Consider the following 20187-nt stretch of genomic DNA (forward strand, 5'->3'; position numbering starts at 1 on the left):
TTATGCAGAGGAAGCTTTTTTTATTTCAGGCCTGAAAACAAACTCTAATCTATCCGGTCGAAACCGGTATAAGGGATCAGCACTTCAGGGATCATCACCCCGTCCTCTGTCTGGTAGTTTTCCAGGATAGCTGCCACGATACGCGGCAGTGCCAGCGCACTTCCGTTCAGGGTGTGTGCCAGTTGTGTTTTGCCCGTTGCACCTTTATATCTCAATTTCAAACGGTTGGTCTGATAAGCTTCAAAATTAGATACAGATGAAACTTCCAGCCAGCGCTGCTGTGCTGCACTCCATACTTCCATGTCGTATGTCATTGCAGAAACAAAACCCATATCTCCGCCACAAAGACGAAGCACGCGGTAATGTAAACCCAAATCCTGTAACAGCGACTGAACATAGGTACTCATTTCTTCCAGTACAGCATATGAGGTATCCGGATGTACCACCTGTACCAGTTCCACCTTGTCAAACTGGTGCAGCCTGTTCAGTCCGCGTACGTGTGCACCATATGAACCGGCCTCGCGGCGAAAACAAGGTGTATAAGCAGTATTTTTAATAGGTAGCTCTTCTTCCTTCAGGATAACATCACGGTAAAGATTAGTTACCGGCACTTCAGCTGTAGGAATCAGGTACAGGTTATCAACGGTAGAATGGTACATCTGTCCTTCTTTATCCGGCAGTTGCCCGGTTCCGAAGCCCGAAGCTTCATTGACCATCAGCGGCACCTGCATTTCCCTGTATCCGGCTGCTGTAGCACGGTCCAGGAAGAAGTTAATCAGTGCACGCTGTAAACGGGCTCCCTTTCCTTTATAGACAGGAAATCCCGCACCTGTAATTTTAGTCCCAAGCTCAAAATCTATAATATCGTATTTAGCCGTCAGCTCCCAGTGAGGCAACGCCTTTGCATGTAGCTGCACAGGTTCACCATATAAATAAGTAACTTCATTTTCCTCAGGTGTAGCGCCCACAGGTACCAGTTCTCCCGGTAAATTGGGCAGCTGTACCAAAGCATTGTACAAATGCAGTTCTGCCACAGCCAACTGGTCTGCCAGTTGCTTCATCTGCTCTTTGTTTGATGTAGTCTGGGCTTTAATCACCTCCGCTTCTTCTTTCTTTCCATTCCGCATCAGTTCACCAACCTGTTTAGCACTGGCATTGGCGATAGCAGATAAATTATCCAGCGAAGTTTGAGTCTGTCTGCGTTCTTCATCAAATTTGATAACTTCGTCTACCAGTTCTGGCTGTTTGAAATTACGGATACTTAAGCGTTCTAAAACTTTCTCTCTATTTTCACGGATATAGTTAACTTGCAGCATTATTAATTTTTTTTAACAAATATAACAAGAGTTTGGAGAATAATATGGGCGGTAAACTATTTCTGGTGCCTACACCTATCGGAAACCTGGAAGATATGACCTTCAGGGCTGTCCGGATATTGAAGGAAGCAGATATCATCCTGGCAGAAGATACCCGTACAAGTGCGCCTTTATTAAAGCATTTCGGCATTGACAAAAAGGCATATTCACACCATCAGCACAATGAACACAAAGCCACCTCAGAGATCATCCGGTTTTTAAAGGAAGGAAAAAACGTAGCACTGATATCAGATGCAGGAACACCTGCGATCTCTGACCCGGGTTTCTTCCTGGTAAGGGAAGTGTTAAAGAATGATTTACCTGTGGAATGTTTGCCGGGTGCCACGGCTTTTGTTCCTGCCCTGGTCAATTCGGGCCTGCCCACAGATGCGTTTGTGTTCGAAGGTTTTCTGCCGGTAAAAAAAGGAAGGCAAACCCGTCTGAAAAAACTGGCCGACGAAGAAAGGACAATCATCCTTTATGAAAGTCCGCACCGCCTGCTGAAGACCCTGGAAGAATTCGCACAGTTCTTTGGCGAAGAAAGACAAGCCTCAGTAAGCAGGGAACTGACCAAACTCTATGAGGAAACGGTGAGAGGCACCCTGACATCGATAAAATCACATTTTGAAAACAATATATTAAAAGGTGAATTCGTAATTTGTGTTGCCGGTAAAGAGGAAACAAAAAAGGAGAAACGCTCCTACGAAAAAGATTAAACACCCGTCGGGGGAACCTTAAATAAAAGAACATGATTTTAATAGACAGATTTTTAAGCGATGAACAAGACCCTAAAGCAGTAGAAAAAGTTTTAGGAAAGCTAAATGATATGCTGACCACCAATGAGGAGCTGATCTACCTGGCCGTTCAGAAAAAACCGGCGGTGAACCTTCTTCCGGATTGCATTGCCCTGAGTAACAAACGCATCTTTTACTGCGAACCGGCAAATTTCGGTATCACCATGAATTTTAAGGATATATCCTGGAAAAGCATTAAAGAGGTCTCTTTTAAAGAAGAACTGTTTGGCTCCAAATTTATCTGTGTGCCGCAGCATGGAGAGAATATCATTACAGAATATATCCCCAAGGTGCAGGCCCGCAAATTGTACCAGGCGGCCTATGAACAGCTTGAAGGATATAAAGAGCAGCAGCTGTTGGCAGAGCAGGAAGAACGAAGGGCACAGCAGCCTGTTGCTGCCATAGAAATTCCGGTTCAGGAAATCATCCCTGAGGAGTTACCTGCAGCAGCATTTGTTCCACCTGCAGCTGTTGTTGAAGAACAGGAGGACGAAACTACGCTGAAGCTGAGGAAACTGAAAACCTTATACGATAAACAACTCATCACGCAGGAAGAATATGAGGCAAAAAAAGCCGATATTTTAGATAGCTTTTAGTTCCCAGAACCTAATAAATGAAACCAAAACATCCACTGCTGCTTGCCTTATTAAGTGCATTTTTATTATGGCTGGCCTGGCCGCCGCATACCTTTGCCGCCCCCCTGCTGTTCATTGGCCTGGTTCCCCTGCTGATCGCTTTGGATCAGATCATTTCAAAAAATGAAAAGAAAACAGGAAAAAAGGTGTTTCTTACTGCGGGGCTGACTTTCCTCCTATGGAATACGGCCTGTATCTACTGGGTGTATAACGCCATCAGCGCCTACAATAGCCCTGTAGTGGCTTTACTGATCTCCCTGATCCCCTACGGACTTGGGGCTTTGCTGATGACCTTTGCCTTCTGGCTCTGGTACAGGTTCAGGAAAACGGTCAGCAAAAAAAGCATTGCCTATCTGGCCTTACTGTGTTTCTGGATTGGCATGGAGTATCTGCATGCCACCTGGGACCTCGCCTTTCCATGGATGACTCTGGGAAATGGGCTGGCGGGAATGCATCAGCTGGCACAATGGTATGAGTCCACCGGCGTATACGGAGGATCAATATGGATCATCATCAGCAATATCCTTGCTTTTGAAGCATATAAAAGTTACCGCAATCAAACGGGTTACCTCAGGTGGAGGCCTGCGATGGCATGGATGATCTTCATGATCATTCCGGCAGCCATCTCATTAACCAGGTATTATGGCTATACAGAGAAATCCCTGCCCATCAATGTAGTAACTGTACAACCGAATATCGATCCCTATGAAAAATCAGGGGGTATCTCCCCGGCCGACCAGCTAAAAACACTCTGTAAGCTGTCAGATTCCGTTGCACAGGTGAATACTGAGTATTTCATCTGGCCGGAAACTGCTATTCCAAATTTTGCCGACGAAGACAGGATCCGCAGTAATACAGACTTTATCAATATGCAGCGCTTTTTGAACAGGTACAAAAACGGGACGCTGCTCACCGGTATTGAAAGCATAAAGATCTATAATGACAAAAAAACGGTGTCAGCTAAATATGACGCCAATAGCCGTCAGTATTTTGACAACTTTAATACTGCCATGCAGGTGGAGAATTCCACAAACGTACAATTCTATCATAAATCCAAATTGGTGCCCGGTGTAGAAAAAATGCCTTTTCCGGAGACCTTATCTTTCCTTGCACCCGTATTTTCAGGTCTGGGAGGAACCGTTTCAGGCTGGGGATGGCAGGATACGCCGGGAGTATTTTATTCACAAAGCGGTGTAGGTGTTGCTCCGGTGATCTGTTATGAATCCCTTTGGGGCGGCTGGATCAGCGGGGCAGTTAAAAACGGAGCACAGTTCATCGCAATCATTACCAATGACGGATGGTGGGGGGATACCTATGGCAAAGACCAGCATTTTCTATATGCCAAATTACGGGCGATTGAAACCCGCCGCTGGGTAGTACGTTCTGCAAATACGGGGATTTCAGGATTCATCAACCAGCGTGGTGATGTAGTTAAACAGTCCAAATGGTGGACACGTGATGCCCTTAAAATGGATATCAACCTCAACGACCAGCTCACACCCTATGTGAAGAGCGGAGATATCATCGCACAGATCTTAAGTATAGTGGGAATTATCTTAGCGCTGTTTATTCCGTATCATACGTTCTTTAAAAAGAAGAAGCAGGCTTAAAAGTTCTATGCCAGGTACTTCCCTACAATAGGCATTCTGCGTCCCATTCCGAAGGCTTTCGGGGAAACACGGAGAATCGGCGGTGTCTGGTATCTTTTAAATTCTGCAGAATTCACCATTTTTATAATTCGCCTGACCAATGCTTCTTCATATCCCAGGGCAATGATCGCCTCAGAGCTTTTCTTCATCTCAATGAACTGGTAGAGAATCGCATCCAGCGTATCATAATCAGGAAGAGAATCGGAATCCTTCTGACCAGGCCTGAGTTCAGCAGAAGGCGGTTTAACGATCGTATTCTCCGGGATCAGCTCCCCGTCCTTATTGATATAATGGGCAAGTTCATAGATCTGTGTTTTGTACACATCACCTATTACACCTATTGCACCACACATATCTCCGTATAAAGTGCCATATCCTACCGCACACTCGCTTTTATTGGAAGTATTCAGGAGAATGTACCCGAATTTATTGGACATCGCCATCACCACAATTCCCCTGCTGCGCGCCTGGATGTTCTCTTCCGTAAGATTAAAGGACAGTCCTTCAAAAGCATGAGCAAGCATACTGTCAAATGCGTCTGCAGCTTCTTTAATGGCAATGATCTCGTGTTTACATCCAAAGTTCTCTACCAGATCCAGGGCGTCCTGAATGGAATGATCTGATGAATACTTTGAAGGCATGAGCACTGCCATTACATTTTCTGCCCCCAGGGCACGGCAGGCAAGTGCACATACAATGGCAGAATCTATTCCGCCCGATAAGCCCAGTACCGCTTTTGAAAATCCAGACTTACTGAAGTAGTCCCTGATTCCAAGTACCAGCGCATCATGAATCTGGGCGATGTCAGACACCAGTTGGTGTTCAGCGATGGTATATCCTTCAATTACGCCATCAGTAAGCATATATGACCTTAAATGTTCTTTAAAATAAGGCATCTCATCCAGCAGGTTTCCCTGATTGTCCAACACCATGGAACCCCCGTCAAAAATGATCTCCGTTTGGGCACCTACCTGGTTTACATACAGCAGGGGCAGGTGATATTTTCTTGCATTATCACACAACACTGCCCTGCGCTCGTCATCATGCTGATAAGAGAAGGGCGAAGCTGCAATATTGATCATCACATCGGGTTCCTGCGTGATCAGCACATCCATCGGATTGGATATATATAAGGGGTTATTGTTGATATTCCAAAGATCCTCGCAGATTGTCAACGCGATCTTTGTGCCTTTAAATTCTATACATTCAAACTCAACAGCGGGCTCAAAATAGCGGTATTCATCAAAAACATCGTAATTAGGCAGCAGTGCCTTTTTAACTACTGCTTTTACCACACCTTCTTCAATAAAATAGGCTGCGTTGTAAAGATCCTTACCTGCCTCAGCTTCGTTTTTTACCGGCAGGCCAATAATACAGGCAATGCCCTTACAATGCGCTGCAATCTGATTTGCTGCATCTTCACAAAGGGAGATGAACTCCTCAAATTCCAGAAAGTCACGCGGGGGGTACCCGCAGACTGCAAGTTCTGCAAACACAACGAGGTCGGCACCATCAGCTTTCGCCAATGCAATATGCTCAATTATCTTATTGGTATTGTATTCAAAATTACCGATGTGGTAGTTGAGTTGCGCTAATGCTATCTTCATGGTTTGTTAAAAAAAGACTCCAAAATTTATACTTACGAAGTGGTTTTTCACGCTTCTGCTTTTATCGTCTGAAATATCGGTAAATCCGTTATTATAAGTTAATCCGGTAGTCACACTTGTGCTTCTGGCCACATCGTACTCCAGCCCTCCGCCAATGATCAGTCCGGCACGGTAGAAATTGATATCCTTTTTGATATGCTCGCCATCCACTATAGTCCTGCCGTCAACAGATACATTCTGCTTTGCACCGATGTTAAAATCATTGGACAGGCCGAACTGTCCGTACCAGCGCACCAGCCCTATCTTTTCTGTTTTTAGCTTCAGGGTTAAGGGGATCTCTACATACTGCAGCATATATTTCAGGTCGTATGCCGTAGGGTTAGGGTGGGCAATAGGGTCATAATAGGGGCTTGGATTGATCTCCGTTGTTTTTCCGTTAATAGAAGTAATCGTCAGGCCAGTAGAAAAACTGTAGTTTTCAGCGAAATTAAAGTCGGCCAGCAACCCATAGGAAAAGCCCAGGTTGACGCCATTACTTTTGCCTGTTTCCGGTTTTGCCCATCCGATAGTAGGATAAGCAGCTAAACCCAGTCTGAACCCATAATATGGTTCAGGTCCATTTTGTGCGAATGCAGCACCAGTAACAAATAACAGTAGAAATGCAGTAAGTATTTTTTTCATTATAATTTTCGTTTTTAATTGATGAAGTTTGACGATGAAGCGGCCAGCCAAATGCCCCTCATTTTTATGCCATCAGCCCTGGTAGTTTCATCCCCGATCTGTTTATATTTGTTACCAATGACTGATAACGTAAAACATCCCCAAATTTATCTAATTTTTTTGTGTGTACTCACATTTTTTTCCTGCAAACAGGGGAACAAACCTGATGTCAGTAATATCAGGCTGGATATTAAGATAGAAAGATTTGATAAAGACCTCTTTGCGGGAAAGCAAAAGGGTATACCGCAGACGGACGCCTTTCTGCAGAAAAAGTACACTGCATTTTATGATGACTATACGCACCGGATGGTAGGCGATCAGACCTATAGCAACGCAGCTATTTTGTCAACACTGTATAAAGACCAGGCCTATGCGGATCTGAACCATGAGGCAGACAGCGTATTTAAGCAGATGGAGCCACAGGAAAAAGCCCTTACCGAGACCTTTAAATATATCAAGTACTACTATCCCAAAATCAGGGTCCCCAGGTTTATTGCATTCATCTCCGGTTTCGCGGTACAAACGCCTATCGGGGATGACTATATGGGAATAGGCCTGGATATGTTTCTGGGTAAGAACAGCAAGTTTTACAGGGCCATCGTAAAAAGCGTGCCCCTATACCTTTCTGCAAGGTTTAGGCCGGAGTATATTGTACCCCGCATCGCAGAAACCTATGCCAGGGAAGAACTGTTCCCGCAGCGCGACGAGAACCATTCCCTGCTGGCTAAAATGGTTGAAAACGGGAAGATACTTTATTTCATGGACCAGGTGCTTGACGGGCAGACACCCGATGCCGTTAAAATAGGGTATACCGAAAAACAACTAACCTGGTGCAAAACCTATGAAGGCAGTATCTGGGCTTATCTGATGGAGAACAACCTGCTCTTTGAGACAGATTTCCAGAAGATACAGATGTACCTGAGCGAAGCACCTTTCACGCCTGGCCTGGGCGAAAAGAATGAATCAGCACCCAAACTTGGGGTATGGATAGGATGGCAGATGGTGAGGAAGTACATGGGGGAAAACCCAAAGGTTACTTTACAGGAGCTGATGGCAGACCAGGATGCACAAAAAATATTAACTGCGGCAAAGTATAAACCAAAAATGTAATGCTCAAATGAAGAAAGTAGGAATTGTACTCTCCGGCGGAGGAATAAGGGGTATTGCGCACTTAGGTGTATTAAAGGCACTGATTAATGCCGGAATAACGTTCAGCCATATCAGCGGCACCAGTGCCGGTTCTATCGTGGGTGCTTTTTATGCTGCTGGAATAGATCCTGAGGAGGGCCTGCAGATCTTTATGAAGACAAAGTTACTACGCTTTATACGTCCGGCGGTAGGCTCTCTGGGACTGATCGGGATCGAACATACTTCCAACCTGCTGAAAACCTTCTTTCCTGACGATAAAATAGAGAACCTCAACATCCCGCTGACGATAGCCGCAACAAACTTCAGTGAGGGGAAACTGGTGTATTTTACCAAAGGACCGCTGATCAGGGCAATACAGGCCTCCTGCTGTCTCCCGGGAATATTCAGGCCCATTATGATTGACGGGCAGATGTATGTGGACGGTGGTATCCTGAACAATTTCCCTGTAGAACCATTACTGAACAACTGCGATTTCATTATAGGCTCGTCCTGTAACCATTTAAAACCGGTTAGCAGCATTACCAATATCACCGGATTAATGGGCCGGGCAGGCTTAATGACCATCAATAAGGATATGGAACAAAAGGCAGCTTTCTGTAACCTTCTGATTGAACCAAAAGGCATGGGAGAGATCAGTACTTTTGATATGAAAAAAGCCGAGACCATCTACTGGCTGGCCTATGAGGAAACCCTCAGGACAATGAAAAACAATGAGCAGTTTCAGGCACTGCTCAAAGAAATTACAGCTTAAATTCCTGTTCTAAAGCGACCAGGTCGTCTCCTACCAACACCGGTATAGCCTGGCAAATGTTTAACTGAAGACAAAAGTTGATATCATCTTCAATATTCAGCGCCAGCATTCGGTTGCTATGTGCAGACTTGCCTACATAAGCCCTCAGGTTATCTTTAGCCATGACATACAGATCTTCAGCAGCAACACTGGCATCGTCATAATGTGTAAATGACGACCGCAGTTCCTGCACAACTGCGCCTGCAAAGATGGTATCTTCAAGGTTAAACTGGTCCTTCCAGCCGGCGCAAAGCAGCAATACGTCTTTGTCCTGCATTTTTAGCCAGTCGCACAGCGCCTGCAGGTTCAGAAAGGCGCCAATCACAACCTGGCTCGCCCGGCTCCTTGCCAGATGGAGTGCCCTGGTACCGTTAGTGGTAGTCAGCACAACGGTTTTGCCTGCCACTTTATCAGTAGTATAAGAAAAAGGGGAATTACCGAAGTTATATCCCTCCACTACCTCCCCGTTCCGTTCTGCCGCCAGTAAATAGCCCTTATCTGCATAGTTCAGACAGTCTTCTACCTGAGCAACCGGAATAATGGCCGCAGCCCCGTTGTCTATTCCATAGACGATGGAAGATGTGGCCCTCAGGATATCGATGACAACTACGATGCTGTTCTCTATTGCGTATAAATCAATCAGGGCTGGGGTAAGACAAACTTCTATTTTTCTCTGCATATCAGGGCGGGAATCGGTGCTATTAAAGTATCGGACTATTTATAAAAAGGAAATTTTACTACTTTGGCTTTAATTTTATTGTTACGGATGCTGATATAGATCTCAGATCCTTCTTTTGCATTTTCTTTGGTTATATAACCCATTCCTATTGCTTTCTGTAAGGAAGGCGACTGCGTACCTGAGGTCACTTTTCCGATGATATTTCCGGCTTCATCAACGATCTCATAATCATGACGCGGAATACCACGGTCTATCATCTCAAAGCCGATCAGCCTGCGCTTAACGCCGGCCTCTTTCTCTGCCAGCAATGCATCAGAATTTGTAAAGGCTTTGCTAAATTTCGTCACCCATCCTAAACCAGCTTCAATTGGAGAAGTGGTATCATCGATATCATTTCCATACAGGCAGAAACCCATTTCTAAACGTAACGTATCGCGTGCCCCCAGGCCGATAGGCTTCATATTAAAAGCGGCGCCAGCTTCAAAAACGGCATCCCAGATTTGCTCTGCATGCGCATTGTCACAATAGATCTCAAACCCTCCTGCGCCGGTGTAACCGGTTGCAGATACGACTACATTTTCTACGCCTGCAAATACGCCTTTGGTAAAAGTATAGTATTCCATCGAAGCCAGGTCTATCTCTGTTAAACTTTGCAATGCTTCAGCAGCTTTTGGGCCCTGAATAGCTAGTAAAGAAGTTTGATCTGAAATATTGTGCATTTCAACACCTTTGGAATTGAATTTTGTGATCCAGTTCCAGTCCTTCTCAATATTGGAAGCGTTCACTACCAGCATATATGTCTTTTCATCAATCCTGTAGATCAGCAGGTCATCTACGATCCCGCCATCTTCATTCGGAAGATATGCATACTGAACTTTACCATTGTATAATTTCGAAGCATCATTACTGATCACACGCTGAATCAGGTCCAGTGCGCTTTCGCCTTTAAGAATAAATTCGCCCATATGGCTTACATCAAAAACCCCTACTGCCTTTCTCACTGTAGCATGTTCTGCATTGATGCCTTCATATTGAACCGGCATATTGTACCCAGCAAATGGTACCATTTTAGCGCCCAAAGAAATGTGTTTGTCTGTTAATGCGGTATTGTTCATGCGTTATTGGTTAGATTTTGGGCAAAAGTACATAAATTTTATCCATTTACTAACCGCTCGTATACATTCAGCATCCTTTGGGAAATGGTTAAAAGATTGTGGTCACGCTCCGCAGTTTTACGCGCATTCTCCCCTATTTCACGCCAGCGGTTGGGATGGGTAACACACTGAAGGATACAGCGGTAAAACTCATCTGCGGTATTGGCGATCAGGATATCTTTACCATCTTCATAGTTCAGCCCCTCCGCTGCATAGCTGGTGGCGATCACACACTTTTTCATTGCCATTCCCTCAATGATCTTTACCCGCATCCCACTGCCGGAAAGCAGGGGCACGATCATGATCGCTTTGGAGTTCATGAATTCGATGGCGTCAAAAATTTCTCCTTCCACCACCAGGTTGTCTGAATCGTAATCATAGAAATGCTGCTGCATGCTCTTCCCTGCGATATAAAAACGAAGCTCACTGTTGAGTTTTTCTATGTCAGGCCAGATCTCTTCGATAAACCATTCCAGTCCTTCTTTATTGGGCCTGTAATCCATTGCCCCTAAATGGAACAGTGTAGGGAAGCTTGTCTTTTTTGGATCTACCACATACTTATCAAAATCCAGTGCCACAGGGAAAACATCAAGGCAGGTTTCACAGCCAAAATGAAGGATACTCTGCCGGTCAGGTTCACTGATGGCAAAGATCTGGTGAAAGCGGTTGATCTGTTCTGTTTCATATTCCCGCAGCCTTCGTGCCAGGAACTGGAGATATTTTCGCCTCGGCCTGAACCGTTCCGAACTGGCCAGCCGTTCCCATACATCAAAAACGATATTGTGTGCCCGGTAGATGAGCTTGGCCTTGCTGTTATGTTTCACTACATCGATATAGGGGACTACGAACAGCCCCTCAAACTGAATCACATCAAACTCGTTTTCACGAAGGATGTTTTCCAGGAGTTTTGCTGCATCTTCATCATAAAAACGTGATACATTGTAGGATTCATTGGAGAAGATATTGAAAAACGCACCCCAGAGGTTTACCTCAGTATCCAGGTCAAAGGAATGAAATTTAATTTGATCAAACACCGGATCATAGATATCATCTACATCAACCCTGTGTTTATTGGTATTGATACTGAACAAAGTAATATCCACCCCCACATTGAGCAAACCTTTTATAGTATTATAAACTACAATAGGATAGCCACTATTGGGTGGAAAAGGAACCCGGTTGCTGAGTATTAACGTTTTCAATAAGGTGAAAATACAAATTATACCTCATTATCTGCAAGCAAAAAAACATCGGGATCACTAATGTTAAAAGTTTTACGGTGATATGGTGATAGCCCGTGTAATAAAGCTGCTGAACGATGGACTTTTGTGGGATACCCTTTGTTCTGCTTCCATTCGTAAAGAGGAAATTCATCAGAAAGATTATCCATAAATTCGTCGCGGTGGGTTTTCGCCAGGATAGAAGCAGCAGCTATATTCAGGTATTTACCATCCCCTTTGACAATACAGCTATGCGGAATATCCGGATAGGCATTGAAGCGGTTTCCGTCAATACTCAAATAGCGGGGCTGGATGCTCAGTTTTTCTATTGCCCTGTGCATTGCCAGAAAGGAAGCATTCAGGATATTAATTTCATCGATCTCATGGTTGTCAACTGAAGCAACCGACCATGCAACAGCTTCTTTTTCTATGATCAGCCTTAATGCTGCACGCTGGTTATGTGTCAGCTTTTTCGAGTCATTCAGCTCCCCGGCAATAAAATCAGGAGGCAGGATCACCGCTGCAGCATACACAGGTCCGGCAAGGCAGCCCCTGCCCGCTTCATCACAGCCGGCTTCTAAAAATTCCAGTTGAAAACAGTTCAATAACATCCGGCTAATTTAAAAAAAAATCAGGAATTCGTTTATACCGTTATGTTTTGAGATTTGATATCGAAAGCATCCCGCAGCCCGATAGCCATCAGGTTGAAGGCGTAAACGGTAAGCATAATTGCCATTCCCGGTAAAATAGCGAGATAGGCTGCATCCATCACAATGTACCCATAATTTTCCTGGATCATGCTTCCCCAGCTTGGCATCGGGGGCTGCGCACCAAAACCAAGAAAGCTCAGCCCGGTTTCCAGCAGAATAGCTGAAGCAAAATTTGCCGAAGCGATCACCAGGACAGGCCCGGCAATATTCGGGAGAATATGTTTAAGCAGGATCCGGTGCGTAGGGAAACCAAGTGCCCTGGCCGCCTCTACAAATTCAGCCTCCTTGATCGCCATCACCTGCCCGCGCACCAAACGTGATACATCAACCCAGGTAGATAAGCCCACCGCAATAAATATCTGCCAGAAACCTTTGCCCAGGGCAAAGGAGATTGCAATAACGAGGAGTAAAGACGGCAACGACCAGATCACATTCATTAACCAGCTGATGGCCGAATCGGTCATCCCGCCAAAATAACCTGCCAGCGCACCTAAACTAAGCCCTATACTCATGGAAATGATCACAGCAAGTAAACCTACAGAAAGTGACACGCGCACGCCCAACATCAGGCGGCTGAGCAAATCCCGTCCGTAACCGTCTGTTCCCAGCCAGAATGTTTGCTGATACAGATGATCGCGAAGAAACTTATCGTGGTTACCACTGATCATATAACTGCTTTCTGCAGCTTTTTCATCGTCCCCGATATATTCCTTTACCAGCAACCTGTTTCCTGATATCCTGTAATCCGTGATCGGGATGCTTTTAATGCCCAATTCCTGTCCGTAAAGCATCTTTGTAAAGAAATTAACCTCTGCTATGTGTTCCTTATTGCTGATCACAAGGAACTGAAATTTACGGCCGGGTTTTTTATTACTGAGCTGTAAATGCATGGTATTGGCCATCGGGCTCTGATCAGGTGTGACCAGGTATCCAAGGATACCCATCAGCAGCATCAGGGCAATAAAAACCAGTCCCCCAAGAGCCGGCTTGTTCCTTTTAAATCTTATCCATATTCTCTTTGCAGGACTATCGCTTCTTTCCATTATTTAACCATTCTGCCTTTCCAATTGTATTTGCCCGAATTTCCGGCCACACCAATATAAATAATATATAGTACATGAAGTACGTTCAAAACGGGTAATAACACCAGCAAACTTCTTCTTCTGGCAAATTTGGTCACGTCTATCAGAAACAACAGCTCTATGGCAATTTTCAGTACCAGCTGCAGTAGGGCGATTTTGAGAAAGCCTATAAAGAAAACTCCCGCAAGCAGGTTCAGCAAAATACTGAGGTTGAAAAACCAGATAAATACGCCCAGAACAATGATCGATTTGTTCTTATAACGGGTACTTTTTGAGGCCCATCGCTTGCGTTGCTGCAAAAATTCGCCCAGATTAGGTTTCGCATGGGTATACACTATAGCATCCCGGTTTCTTAAAAAGCCGATCTGTTTATCGTATCGTGCGGCGATCTTATGGAGCAGCAGCTCGTCATCCCCCGAAGCGAGGTCATCTATGCCCTGGAACCCGCCGACCTCATAAAAGGCTTCCCGCTCATATGCGAGGTTAGCGCCATTACACGTGGAAGGCATGTTATTTCCTATAGTGGAAGCGCCCAATCCGATGAGATAAAGAAACTCCAGCGATTGCGACCGTTCAAAGAAGCTTTTTTCCTCGTCATAGGCAACCGGAGAGGAGATCATCTTGTAACCCTTCTCTTCATAAAACGCCACAATGGTTTTCAGCCAATGAACGCCCATTCTGCAATCCGCATCAGTGGTGATGATCAGACGGCCTTTGGCCTGTCCTATGGCCGTCTGGATCGCCTTTTTCTTATAAGAGTTCAGCGCCTGGTCTTCCTTCAGGGAGATCAGCTTTACACCTGCCTGCGCATAGGAAAGAATGATCTCCGCTGTATTATCGGTAGAGTGGTCATCGATGAAAATGATCTCGGTAAGTTCTTTATTGTAATCCTGCGCCAGCAATGCCTCAATTGTACGGTGGATATTACCGGCCTCATTGCGTGCCGCAATAATGATGGATACGCTGGTTTTACCCATTGTTTGTTTATACTTAAATGGCACTAACCGATGCCAGCCTCTTATAAACCCGAAAACAACGAGCAGGTAAATTAACGTTAAAAATGATGACAGGTAACTAACGACGGTTAAGACTTCCAAAAAAATTTAATTTAAAAACGAAATATGAGCCTAATATAGCAGGAATAATAATATTTATCAGCCATATACTTGCAGTACATGCAATAACAGCTACATCTTGTGTGGTGACAAAGCCAAAAAAATAGGAGGCAGTTACACTTCTTACCCCAATATCAAACAAATCAAGGGAAGGCAATGTAGACTGCACAAAAAAGAGGATACAGACCATCATCAATATATCAAGATAATGTATATCGGGTATCAGCCAGTAAAACATGATAAAATACTGCGTACTGAATACAACATACCTCGCCAGGCAAAACAATAAGATATTGAGCAGTTCCTTTTTCTGGTATCTACCGAGTATACTATAGAATTTTTTGTATTTCCTGGTAAAACGCATAGACAGCAGTAGTCCGTTCAGCCAGCGGATATTGAAAAAGAATACGAGGAAGAAAATACAGAACATGACCGAAAGCGCCATTAATGCATAATCCAGCCTGTAATCCAGGTCAATGAAACGATAGATAAATATACACAGGGATATTGCCCCGAAGATATTGGTGAGTACCATCTGCCCGATGTTGCCTACTGCCATAGCCACAACACCGATGATCCTTCGCTTTGGAGATAGAAAAAACACCCTTCCGCCATATTCTCCGATCCTGTTCGGCGTAAACACTGCCCAGGTTAATCCGCAAAAGACAGATTCGACCGATCTCCACAGACTGATCTGCTCAATATGTCTTAACAACCGCCTCCACTTTAACGCTTCCAGTCCCCAGTTTAAAAACATCAGCGATACCACAAATGAAAGAACTGCAGTGATCTCCGGTGCCGGGATACGGGCCAGAATATTTTTGAAATCCTTTAGATTATTATTGGTAGAAAGCTTATTGTATATAAACCAGAATGCAAAGACAACTATCGCCACTTTTAGAACATTGGAAAATATACCTTTATATTTGGGTATCAATTTATCGTTTCTTTTATTTCATGCAAATATGCTTAATATTGTTCTATGTTGGTTGGAAAAAAGGAAAGGGTGATCATGGGTATAGACCCGGGCACAGCTATTATGGGTTATGGAGTAATATTGGAGCGGGGCAGTAAAATAGAGCTGATTAGCATGGGAATTGTGAAAATGGACCATCTGGATGATCACTTCTTAAAACTACAGAGGATTTTCGCCAAAACCGTAGCGCTGATAGATGAATATAAGCCGGATGTAGTAGCCCTTGAGGCACCATTCTACGGAAAAAACATACAGGTTATGCTCAAATTGGGACGTGCCCAGGGAATTGCAATGGCCGCTGCCTTATCAAGGGATATCCCCATCACAGAGTATGCACCGAGAAAGATCAAACAATCCATTACCGGTAACGGAAGTGCGGGAAAAGAGCAGGTGGCCGCCATGTTACAGCGCCTGTTGAATTTCAAGGAAACGCCGGAATTCCTGGATGCCACAGACGGGCTGGCAGTGGCAGTCTGCCACTCTTTTCAACGGGTATCCACAAGCGGGACGGGAAAATCCTATTCCGGATGGGACTCCTTTGTAAAGGATAACCAGAAAAGGCTCAAATAAAAAAAGCCTTCAATAGCTTGATGCTATGAAGGCTGTTCCTTATGATATCTTTAGTTTAAGAGCCCAGTATCTTAAATACTGCTTTACAGCAGATAAATGCACCAATGAACAATATTGCCCAGGATACAATAGATAAGGTCATAGAATCACCTGCGAAACGCAAATAAACTCCAACGATGCTTACCAAGATACCTACAACCAACAATTTGTATATTGCTGTTTCATTTGCATTTACGATGCTTTTAGTACTGCGTTTTGGCTGTTGCTCCATTTTATTATTTTTAAATTCCTGTGCAAAATTAATATTATTTCAACAAAAAAAGCATATTACACATAGAATATTCTTTTAAAGTATGGGGATTAACCGTTCAGTGCCGCCGCACCACTAACGATCTCTGTCAGCTCAGTAGTAATTGCAGCCTGACGGGCCTGGTTGTATGAAAGTTTAAGTGCTTTCAGCAGATCTCCGGCGTTCTCAGTAGCTTTATCCATTGAAGTCATCCTTGCACCATGTTCTGAAGCATGAGAGTCCAACACAGCTTTATACAACTGTATCTTGATCGATTTGGGAATTAATTCTTTTACGATCTCCTTTTTTGAAGGCTCCAGGATATAGTCTATCTGTTGTTTGCTTGTCTTTTCTGTCTTGACTTCAGTCTTAGGTAAAGGCAATAACTGTTCGGTAGTTACAATTTGTACAGCAGCATTCTTAAACTGGTTATAAACCAGTTCAACTTTATCAAAGTCGCCATTTTTAAACCCGGTCATGATCGCATCTGTGATCTTGGTAACGTTTTCAAAAGTCAATGCGGTATAGACATCGTTATTGTTCCCAATTACTTTGTAATCCCTCTTTTCGTAAAAATCCTGAGACTTTTTACCGATAGAGACAATACTGACATTACCGTTTTTATATTGGGTACTGTACTTTTCCGCAATCAGGTTATTCGTTGCTTTAATCACATTCATGTTAAATGCACCGGCAAGACCACGGTTGGAAGATACGACTACAATTAAAACTTTATTGGGTTCGCGTTCCTCAGTAAAAGGGGATGAAGATCCTTCGAGGTTGGCAGAAAGATTCCCTAAGATCTCTTTTAGCTTCGTAGCATACGGACGTAACTGTATAATAGCATTCGTTGCCCGCTTCAGCTTAGCTGCCGAAACCATTTTCATGGCTTTGGTAATCTGCTGCGTGGATTGCACCGATGATATACGAATTCTTACTTCTTTTAAATTTGCCATTCTTTTTTAATCTTCTTCCTGTTAGTTAGTATTTTCCTGCCAGTTCTTTAGCTACAGTTTCCAATACTGATGTAATCTCATCGTCCAGTTTACCAGCTTTCAATGCAGCCAGTGTCTGAGGATGACGTAATTCAAGCTGTTGTAAATATTCAGCTTCGAATGCCCTTACTTTATTTACAGGAACTGAACGCATCAGGTTTTTTGTACCAATATAAATGATCGCCACTTGTTTTTCTACAGCCATTGGAGAGAATTGTCCCTGTTTCAGGATCTCCACATTTCTTGAACCTTTGTCCAGTACAGATTTAGTAGCCGCATCCAGGTCAGATCCGAATTTAGAGAAAGCCTCTAACTCACGGTATTGTGCCTGATCAAGTTTTAACGTACCAGCAACCTTTTTCATCGACTTGATCTGTGCATTACCACCTACACGGGATACAGAGATACCCACGTTAATAGCCGGACGCACACCAGCGTTGAATAAGTTAGACTCTAAGAATATCTGTCCGTCAGTAATAGAGATTACGTTAGTAGGGATATAAGCAGAAACGTCACCCGCTTGTGTTTCAATGATCGGCAGGGCTGTTAATGAACCACCACCTTTTACGATACCTTTCAGAGACTCAGGCAAATCATTCATTTGTCTTGCAATCTCGTCATTCGCATTGATCTTGGCAGCACGTTCCAGTAAACGGCTATGCAGATAAAAAACATCGCCAGGATAAGCTTCACGGCCCGGTGGGCGACGTAGTAACAATGAAACCTCACGGTAAGCCACAGCCTGTTTAGAAAGATCATCATAAACGATCAGTGCAGGGCGACCTGTATCACGGAAGTATTCACCGATTGCAGCCCCAGAGAAAGGAGCATAAAACTGCAATGGAGCAGGATCTGCAGCCGATGCTGAAACCACTACCGTGTAAGCCATTGCACCGTTCTCTTCTAAAGTACGCACAACGTTTGCCACAGTACTTGCTTTCTGGCCGCAAGCTACATATATACATAAAACAGGTTTGCCTGCTTCGTAAAATTCTTTTTGATTGATAATGGTATCGATACAAACAGCACTTTTACCTGTCTGACGGTCACCAATAACCAGCTCACGCTGGCCACGGCCAATCGGAATCATTGCATCGATAGCCTTGATACCTGTCTGAAGAGGTTCAGCAACCGGCTGACGGTAGATTACCCCAGGAGCTTTACGCTCGATCGGCATCTCATAGGTCTGACCAATGATCGGGCCTTTACCATCGATAGGCTCACCAAGTGTGTTCACTACACGTCCCAACATACCTTCACCAACCTGAATAGAGGCAATTTTCTTAGTACGTTTGATGGTGTCACCTTCTTTGATCTCTGCTGAGGGGCCTAATAGAACCACACCAACATTATCTTCTTCAAGGTTCAAAACAATACCTTGCAGGCCATTTTCAAATTCAACGAGCTCACCTGATTGAACTTTAGTTAAACCATAAACACGGGCAATACCATCACCCACTTGTAATACGGTACCAACTTCTTCAAGTTCGGCTTCTGATTTAAAGCCCGACAATTGTTGTCTGATAATTGCCGATACTTCGTCTGGTCTTACCTCTACCATAATTTTATATTATTTCTTTTGTAATTCTGTAAATGATTATCGGATCTAAACCACACCGTGGGATAATTCCTTTTTTAGTTTATTTAAGCTACCAGAAATACTGGCATCAAATTGTCTGTCGCCAACTTTCAGAATAAAACCACCAATCAGCTTTTCGTTTACCTTTTCTTTAATGATGACCTCATTTGCACCAATCTCCCTCTTCACTACGGCAACGATCTCCTCTTTATTGGCTGCAGTCAGCGCAATTGCAGAAGTAACCTCAGCGGTTACAATTCCTTTAATCACATTGTATTGTCTGATGAATGCCTTTGTGGTATCAAATAAAATAGCAGAACGGCCTTTACTGACAAGCAGTTTCAGATATGCGTTTGTTAATGCATGAACATTTTTGCCGAAGATCCCCGCTAAAATTGAATACTTTTTATCCAAAGGAATAACCGGATTATGAAGAATAGCCTCAAGCTCACTGTTTTGGTCAATAACCTGCTCAATCAGAACCATATCATTCCTGATCTCTTCAAAAGCTTTTTGCTCTGTGGAAAGGTCAATTAATGATTTGGCGTATCTTGATGCTGCTTTGTTTTCTGACATGTTATATTTTATTAGAGTGGCAAGAATTAATTCAATTCAACATCTTTCAACAGATCAGCAACTAAATCCTGTTGCTTAGCTTTATCAGATAACTGACCACGCAATACACGCTCAGCGATCTCAATTGACAATGTTGAAACTTGATTTTTCAATTCAGCCAAAGCAGCTTTCTTTTGATTTTCGATTTCGATCCTCGCCTTTTCAATTAATTTAGCACCTTCAGTATGAGCCTGATGTTTCGCCTCGTTAATAATAGAATCTTTTAACGTTTTTGCTTCCTTCAGGATCAGGTCTCTTTCAGCACGCGCTTCTTTCATCGTCTCCTCATTCTGCGCCGCTAAGCGTACCATTTCTTGTTTTGCAAGTTCAGCCTGGTTTAAAGCATCATCAATTGTATGCTCGCGTTCATTGATCGCTGCTAAAATTGGCTTCCAAGCAAATTTGGCTAAAACAAACATCAACAATAGAAATGCTATTGTCTGAAAAACAACTAAACCAATTTCCGGTAATAATAATTCCATCTAAGTATATATATGTAAATCT

Annotated in this window: 21 protein-coding genes; 6 read left to right on the forward strand and 15 right to left on the reverse strand. The window is 43.7% G+C overall.

Annotated features, from left to right (window positions below):
• Positions 1-44: 44 nt before the first annotated feature.
• Positions 45-1316 (reverse strand): serine--tRNA ligase, encoded by a 1272-nt coding sequence (gene serS / locus BLW16_RS04580; RefSeq protein WP_090555389.1) that lies wholly within the window; start codon positions 1314-1316, stop codon positions 45-47.
• Positions 1317-1360: 44 nt separating this feature from the next.
• Between serS and rsmI the strand changes: the two genes are divergently transcribed.
• Genes rsmI through lnt form a run of 3 tightly spaced genes read left to right on the forward strand, consistent with a single transcriptional unit; the run spans position 1361 to position 4394 of the window.
• On the forward strand, positions 1361-2071 hold the full coding sequence (rsmI, locus tag BLW16_RS04585; RefSeq protein WP_090555390.1) for a 16S rRNA (cytidine(1402)-2'-O)-methyltransferase: 711 nt from the start codon (positions 1361-1363) through the stop codon (positions 2069-2071).
• 32 nt (positions 2072-2103) lie between these two features.
• Positions 2104-2745, forward strand: coding sequence for a PH domain-containing protein (locus BLW16_RS04590; protein WP_090555391.1), 642 nt, complete (start codon positions 2104-2106; stop codon positions 2743-2745).
• Positions 2746-2762: 17 nt separating this feature from the next.
• On the forward strand, positions 2763-4394 hold the full coding sequence (gene lnt / locus BLW16_RS04595; RefSeq protein ID WP_090555392.1) for an apolipoprotein N-acyltransferase: 1632 nt from the start codon (positions 2763-2765) through the stop codon (positions 4392-4394).
• 5 nt (positions 4395-4399) lie between these two features.
• Here lnt and BLW16_RS04600 read toward each other — a convergent pair whose 3' ends face one another.
• Positions 4400-6040 carry an NAD+ synthase gene (locus BLW16_RS04600; protein WP_090555393.1) on the reverse strand — a complete coding sequence of 547 codons (1641 nt, stop codon included), beginning with the start codon at positions 6038-6040 and terminating at the stop codon, positions 4400-4402.
• A gap of 6 nt (positions 6041-6046) precedes the next feature.
• Positions 6047-6721 (reverse strand): porin family protein, encoded by a 675-nt coding sequence (locus BLW16_RS04605; protein ID WP_090555394.1) that lies wholly within the window; start codon positions 6719-6721, stop codon positions 6047-6049.
• A gap of 117 nt (positions 6722-6838) precedes the next feature.
• Between BLW16_RS04605 and gldB the strand changes: the two genes are divergently transcribed.
• Together gldB and BLW16_RS04615 are read left to right on the forward strand one after the other, a co-directional pair.
• Positions 6839-7870 carry a gliding motility lipoprotein GldB gene (gene gldB, locus BLW16_RS04610; protein WP_090555666.1) on the forward strand — a complete coding sequence of 344 codons (1032 nt, stop codon included), beginning with the start codon at positions 6839-6841 and terminating at the stop codon, positions 7868-7870.
• Between the two features lie 7 nt (positions 7871-7877).
• The gene (locus BLW16_RS04615; protein WP_090555395.1) at positions 7878-8660 is read left to right on the forward strand and encodes a patatin-like phospholipase family protein; all 783 of its coding nucleotides are present in this window, start codon (positions 7878-7880) and stop codon (positions 8658-8660) included.
• On the opposite strand, the gene BLW16_RS04620 is transcribed toward BLW16_RS04615, so the two are convergent.
• Genes BLW16_RS04620 through BLW16_RS04650 form a run of 7 tightly spaced genes read right to left on the reverse strand, consistent with a single transcriptional unit; the run spans position 8650 to position 15596 of the window.
• Entirely contained in the window at positions 8650-9378 is a 729-nt protein-coding gene (locus tag BLW16_RS04620) for a 2-phosphosulfolactate phosphatase (protein WP_090555396.1), read from the reverse strand. The genes BLW16_RS04615 and BLW16_RS04620 overlap by 11 nt on opposite strands.
• A 35-nt stretch (positions 9379-9413) precedes the next feature.
• On the reverse strand, positions 9414-10493 hold the full coding sequence (gcvT, locus tag BLW16_RS04625) for a glycine cleavage system aminomethyltransferase GcvT (RefSeq protein WP_090555397.1): 1080 nt from the start codon (positions 10491-10493) through the stop codon (positions 9414-9416).
• Between the two features lie 38 nt (positions 10494-10531).
• Entirely contained in the window at positions 10532-11734 is a 1203-nt protein-coding gene (locus BLW16_RS04630) for a glycosyltransferase family 4 protein (protein ID WP_090555398.1), read from the reverse strand.
• Between the two features lie 17 nt (positions 11735-11751).
• Positions 11752-12363: a ribonuclease HII gene (locus tag BLW16_RS04635; RefSeq protein ID WP_090555399.1), complete on the reverse strand. Its 612-nt coding sequence runs from the start codon at positions 12361-12363 to the stop codon at positions 11752-11754.
• Positions 12364-12395: 32 nt separating this feature from the next.
• Positions 12396-13505, reverse strand: a complete 1110-nt coding sequence (locus tag BLW16_RS04640) for an ABC transporter permease (RefSeq protein ID WP_090555400.1) — start codon at positions 13503-13505, stop codon at positions 12396-12398.
• Positions 13505-14641, reverse strand: a complete 1137-nt coding sequence (locus BLW16_RS04645; protein WP_090555401.1) for a glycosyltransferase family 2 protein — start codon at positions 14639-14641, stop codon at positions 13505-13507. Before BLW16_RS04645 ends, BLW16_RS04640 begins: the two co-directional genes overlap by 1 nt.
• The gene (locus BLW16_RS04650) at positions 14619-15596 is read right to left on the reverse strand and encodes a lysylphosphatidylglycerol synthase domain-containing protein (protein ID WP_090555402.1); all 978 of its coding nucleotides are present in this window, start codon (positions 15594-15596) and stop codon (positions 14619-14621) included. The genes BLW16_RS04645 and BLW16_RS04650 overlap by 23 nt, the downstream gene beginning before the upstream one ends.
• Before the next feature lie 45 nt (positions 15597-15641).
• On the opposite strand from BLW16_RS04650, the gene ruvC reads away from it, so the two are divergent.
• Positions 15642-16205 carry a crossover junction endodeoxyribonuclease RuvC gene (ruvC, locus tag BLW16_RS04655; RefSeq protein ID WP_090555403.1) on the forward strand — a complete coding sequence of 188 codons (564 nt, stop codon included), beginning with the start codon at positions 15642-15644 and terminating at the stop codon, positions 16203-16205.
• Positions 16206-16260: 55 nt separating this feature from the next.
• Here ruvC and BLW16_RS04660 read toward each other — a convergent pair whose 3' ends face one another.
• The 5 genes from BLW16_RS04660 to BLW16_RS04680 form a co-directional block, all read right to left on the reverse strand.
• A complete protein-coding gene (locus BLW16_RS04660) occupies positions 16261-16476 on the reverse strand; it encodes a hypothetical protein (RefSeq protein ID WP_090555404.1) in 216 nt (71 codons plus the stop codon).
• A gap of 89 nt (positions 16477-16565) precedes the next feature.
• Positions 16566-17450, reverse strand: coding sequence for an ATP synthase F1 subunit gamma (gene atpG, locus BLW16_RS04665; RefSeq protein ID WP_090555405.1), 885 nt, complete (start codon positions 17448-17450; stop codon positions 16566-16568).
• 25 nt (positions 17451-17475) lie between these two features.
• Positions 17476-19050, reverse strand: a complete 1575-nt coding sequence (atpA, locus tag BLW16_RS04670; protein ID WP_090555406.1) for a F0F1 ATP synthase subunit alpha — start codon at positions 19048-19050, stop codon at positions 17476-17478.
• Between the two features lie 45 nt (positions 19051-19095).
• Complete coding sequence (gene atpH, locus BLW16_RS04675; protein WP_090555407.1) at positions 19096-19644, reverse strand: ATP synthase F1 subunit delta; 549 nt, start codon at positions 19642-19644, stop codon at positions 19096-19098.
• 26 nt (positions 19645-19670) lie between these two features.
• Positions 19671-20165, reverse strand: a complete 495-nt coding sequence (locus tag BLW16_RS04680; protein WP_090555408.1) for a F0F1 ATP synthase subunit B — start codon at positions 20163-20165, stop codon at positions 19671-19673.
• Positions 20166-20187: the final 22 nt, after the last annotated feature.

The organism is Pedobacter hartonius (assembly GCF_900107535.1).
Lineage (GTDB): Bacteria > Bacteroidota > Bacteroidia > Sphingobacteriales > Sphingobacteriaceae > Pedobacter > Pedobacter hartonius.

What these genes read in the sequence shown, in the direction of transcription:
- BLW16_RS04640 (WP_090555400.1), bottom strand. Translation starts at nt 13,505, where the DNA reads ATGGAAAGAAGCGATAGTCCTGCAAAGAGAATATGGATAAGATTTAAA.
- ruvC (WP_090555403.1), top strand. Translation starts at nt 15,642, where the DNA reads ATGTTGGTTGGAAAAAAGGAAAGGGTGATCATGGGTATAGACCCGGGC.
- atpA (WP_090555406.1), bottom strand. Translation starts at nt 19,050, where the DNA reads ATGGTAGAGGTAAGACCAGACGAAGTATCGGCAATTATCAGACAACAA.
- BLW16_RS04590 (WP_090555391.1), top strand. Translation starts at nt 2,104, where the DNA reads ATGATTTTAATAGACAGATTTTTAAGCGATGAACAAGACCCTAAAGCA.
- BLW16_RS04635 (WP_090555399.1), bottom strand. Translation starts at nt 12,363, where the DNA reads ATGTTATTGAACTGTTTTCAACTGGAATTTTTAGAAGCCGGCTGTGAT.
- rsmI (WP_090555390.1), top strand. Translation starts at nt 1,361, where the DNA reads ATGGGCGGTAAACTATTTCTGGTGCCTACACCTATCGGAAACCTGGAA.
- gldB (WP_090555666.1), top strand. Translation starts at nt 6,839, where the DNA reads ATGACTGATAACGTAAAACATCCCCAAATTTATCTAATTTTTTTGTGT.
- BLW16_RS04680 (WP_090555408.1), bottom strand. Translation starts at nt 20,165, where the DNA reads ATGGAATTATTATTACCGGAAATTGGTTTAGTTGTTTTTCAGACAATA.
- lnt (WP_090555392.1), top strand. Translation starts at nt 2,763, where the DNA reads ATGAAACCAAAACATCCACTGCTGCTTGCCTTATTAAGTGCATTTTTA.
- gcvT (WP_090555397.1), bottom strand. Translation starts at nt 10,493, where the DNA reads ATGAACAATACCGCATTAACAGACAAACACATTTCTTTGGGCGCTAAA.
- serS (WP_090555389.1), bottom strand. Translation starts at nt 1,316, where the DNA reads ATGCTGCAAGTTAACTATATCCGTGAAAATAGAGAGAAAGTTTTAGAA.
- atpG (WP_090555405.1), bottom strand. Translation starts at nt 17,450, where the DNA reads ATGGCAAATTTAAAAGAAGTAAGAATTCGTATATCATCGGTGCAATCC.
- BLW16_RS04600 (WP_090555393.1), bottom strand. Translation starts at nt 6,040, where the DNA reads ATGAAGATAGCATTAGCGCAACTCAACTACCACATCGGTAATTTTGAA.
- atpH (WP_090555407.1), bottom strand. Translation starts at nt 19,644, where the DNA reads ATGTCAGAAAACAAAGCAGCATCAAGATACGCCAAATCATTAATTGAC.
- BLW16_RS04615 (WP_090555395.1), top strand. Translation starts at nt 7,878, where the DNA reads ATGAAGAAAGTAGGAATTGTACTCTCCGGCGGAGGAATAAGGGGTATT.
- BLW16_RS04620 (WP_090555396.1), bottom strand. Translation starts at nt 9,378, where the DNA reads ATGCAGAGAAAAATAGAAGTTTGTCTTACCCCAGCCCTGATTGATTTA.
- BLW16_RS04605 (WP_090555394.1), bottom strand. Translation starts at nt 6,721, where the DNA reads ATGAAAAAAATACTTACTGCATTTCTACTGTTATTTGTTACTGGTGCT.
- BLW16_RS04660 (WP_090555404.1), bottom strand. Translation starts at nt 16,476, where the DNA reads ATGGAGCAACAGCCAAAACGCAGTACTAAAAGCATCGTAAATGCAAAT.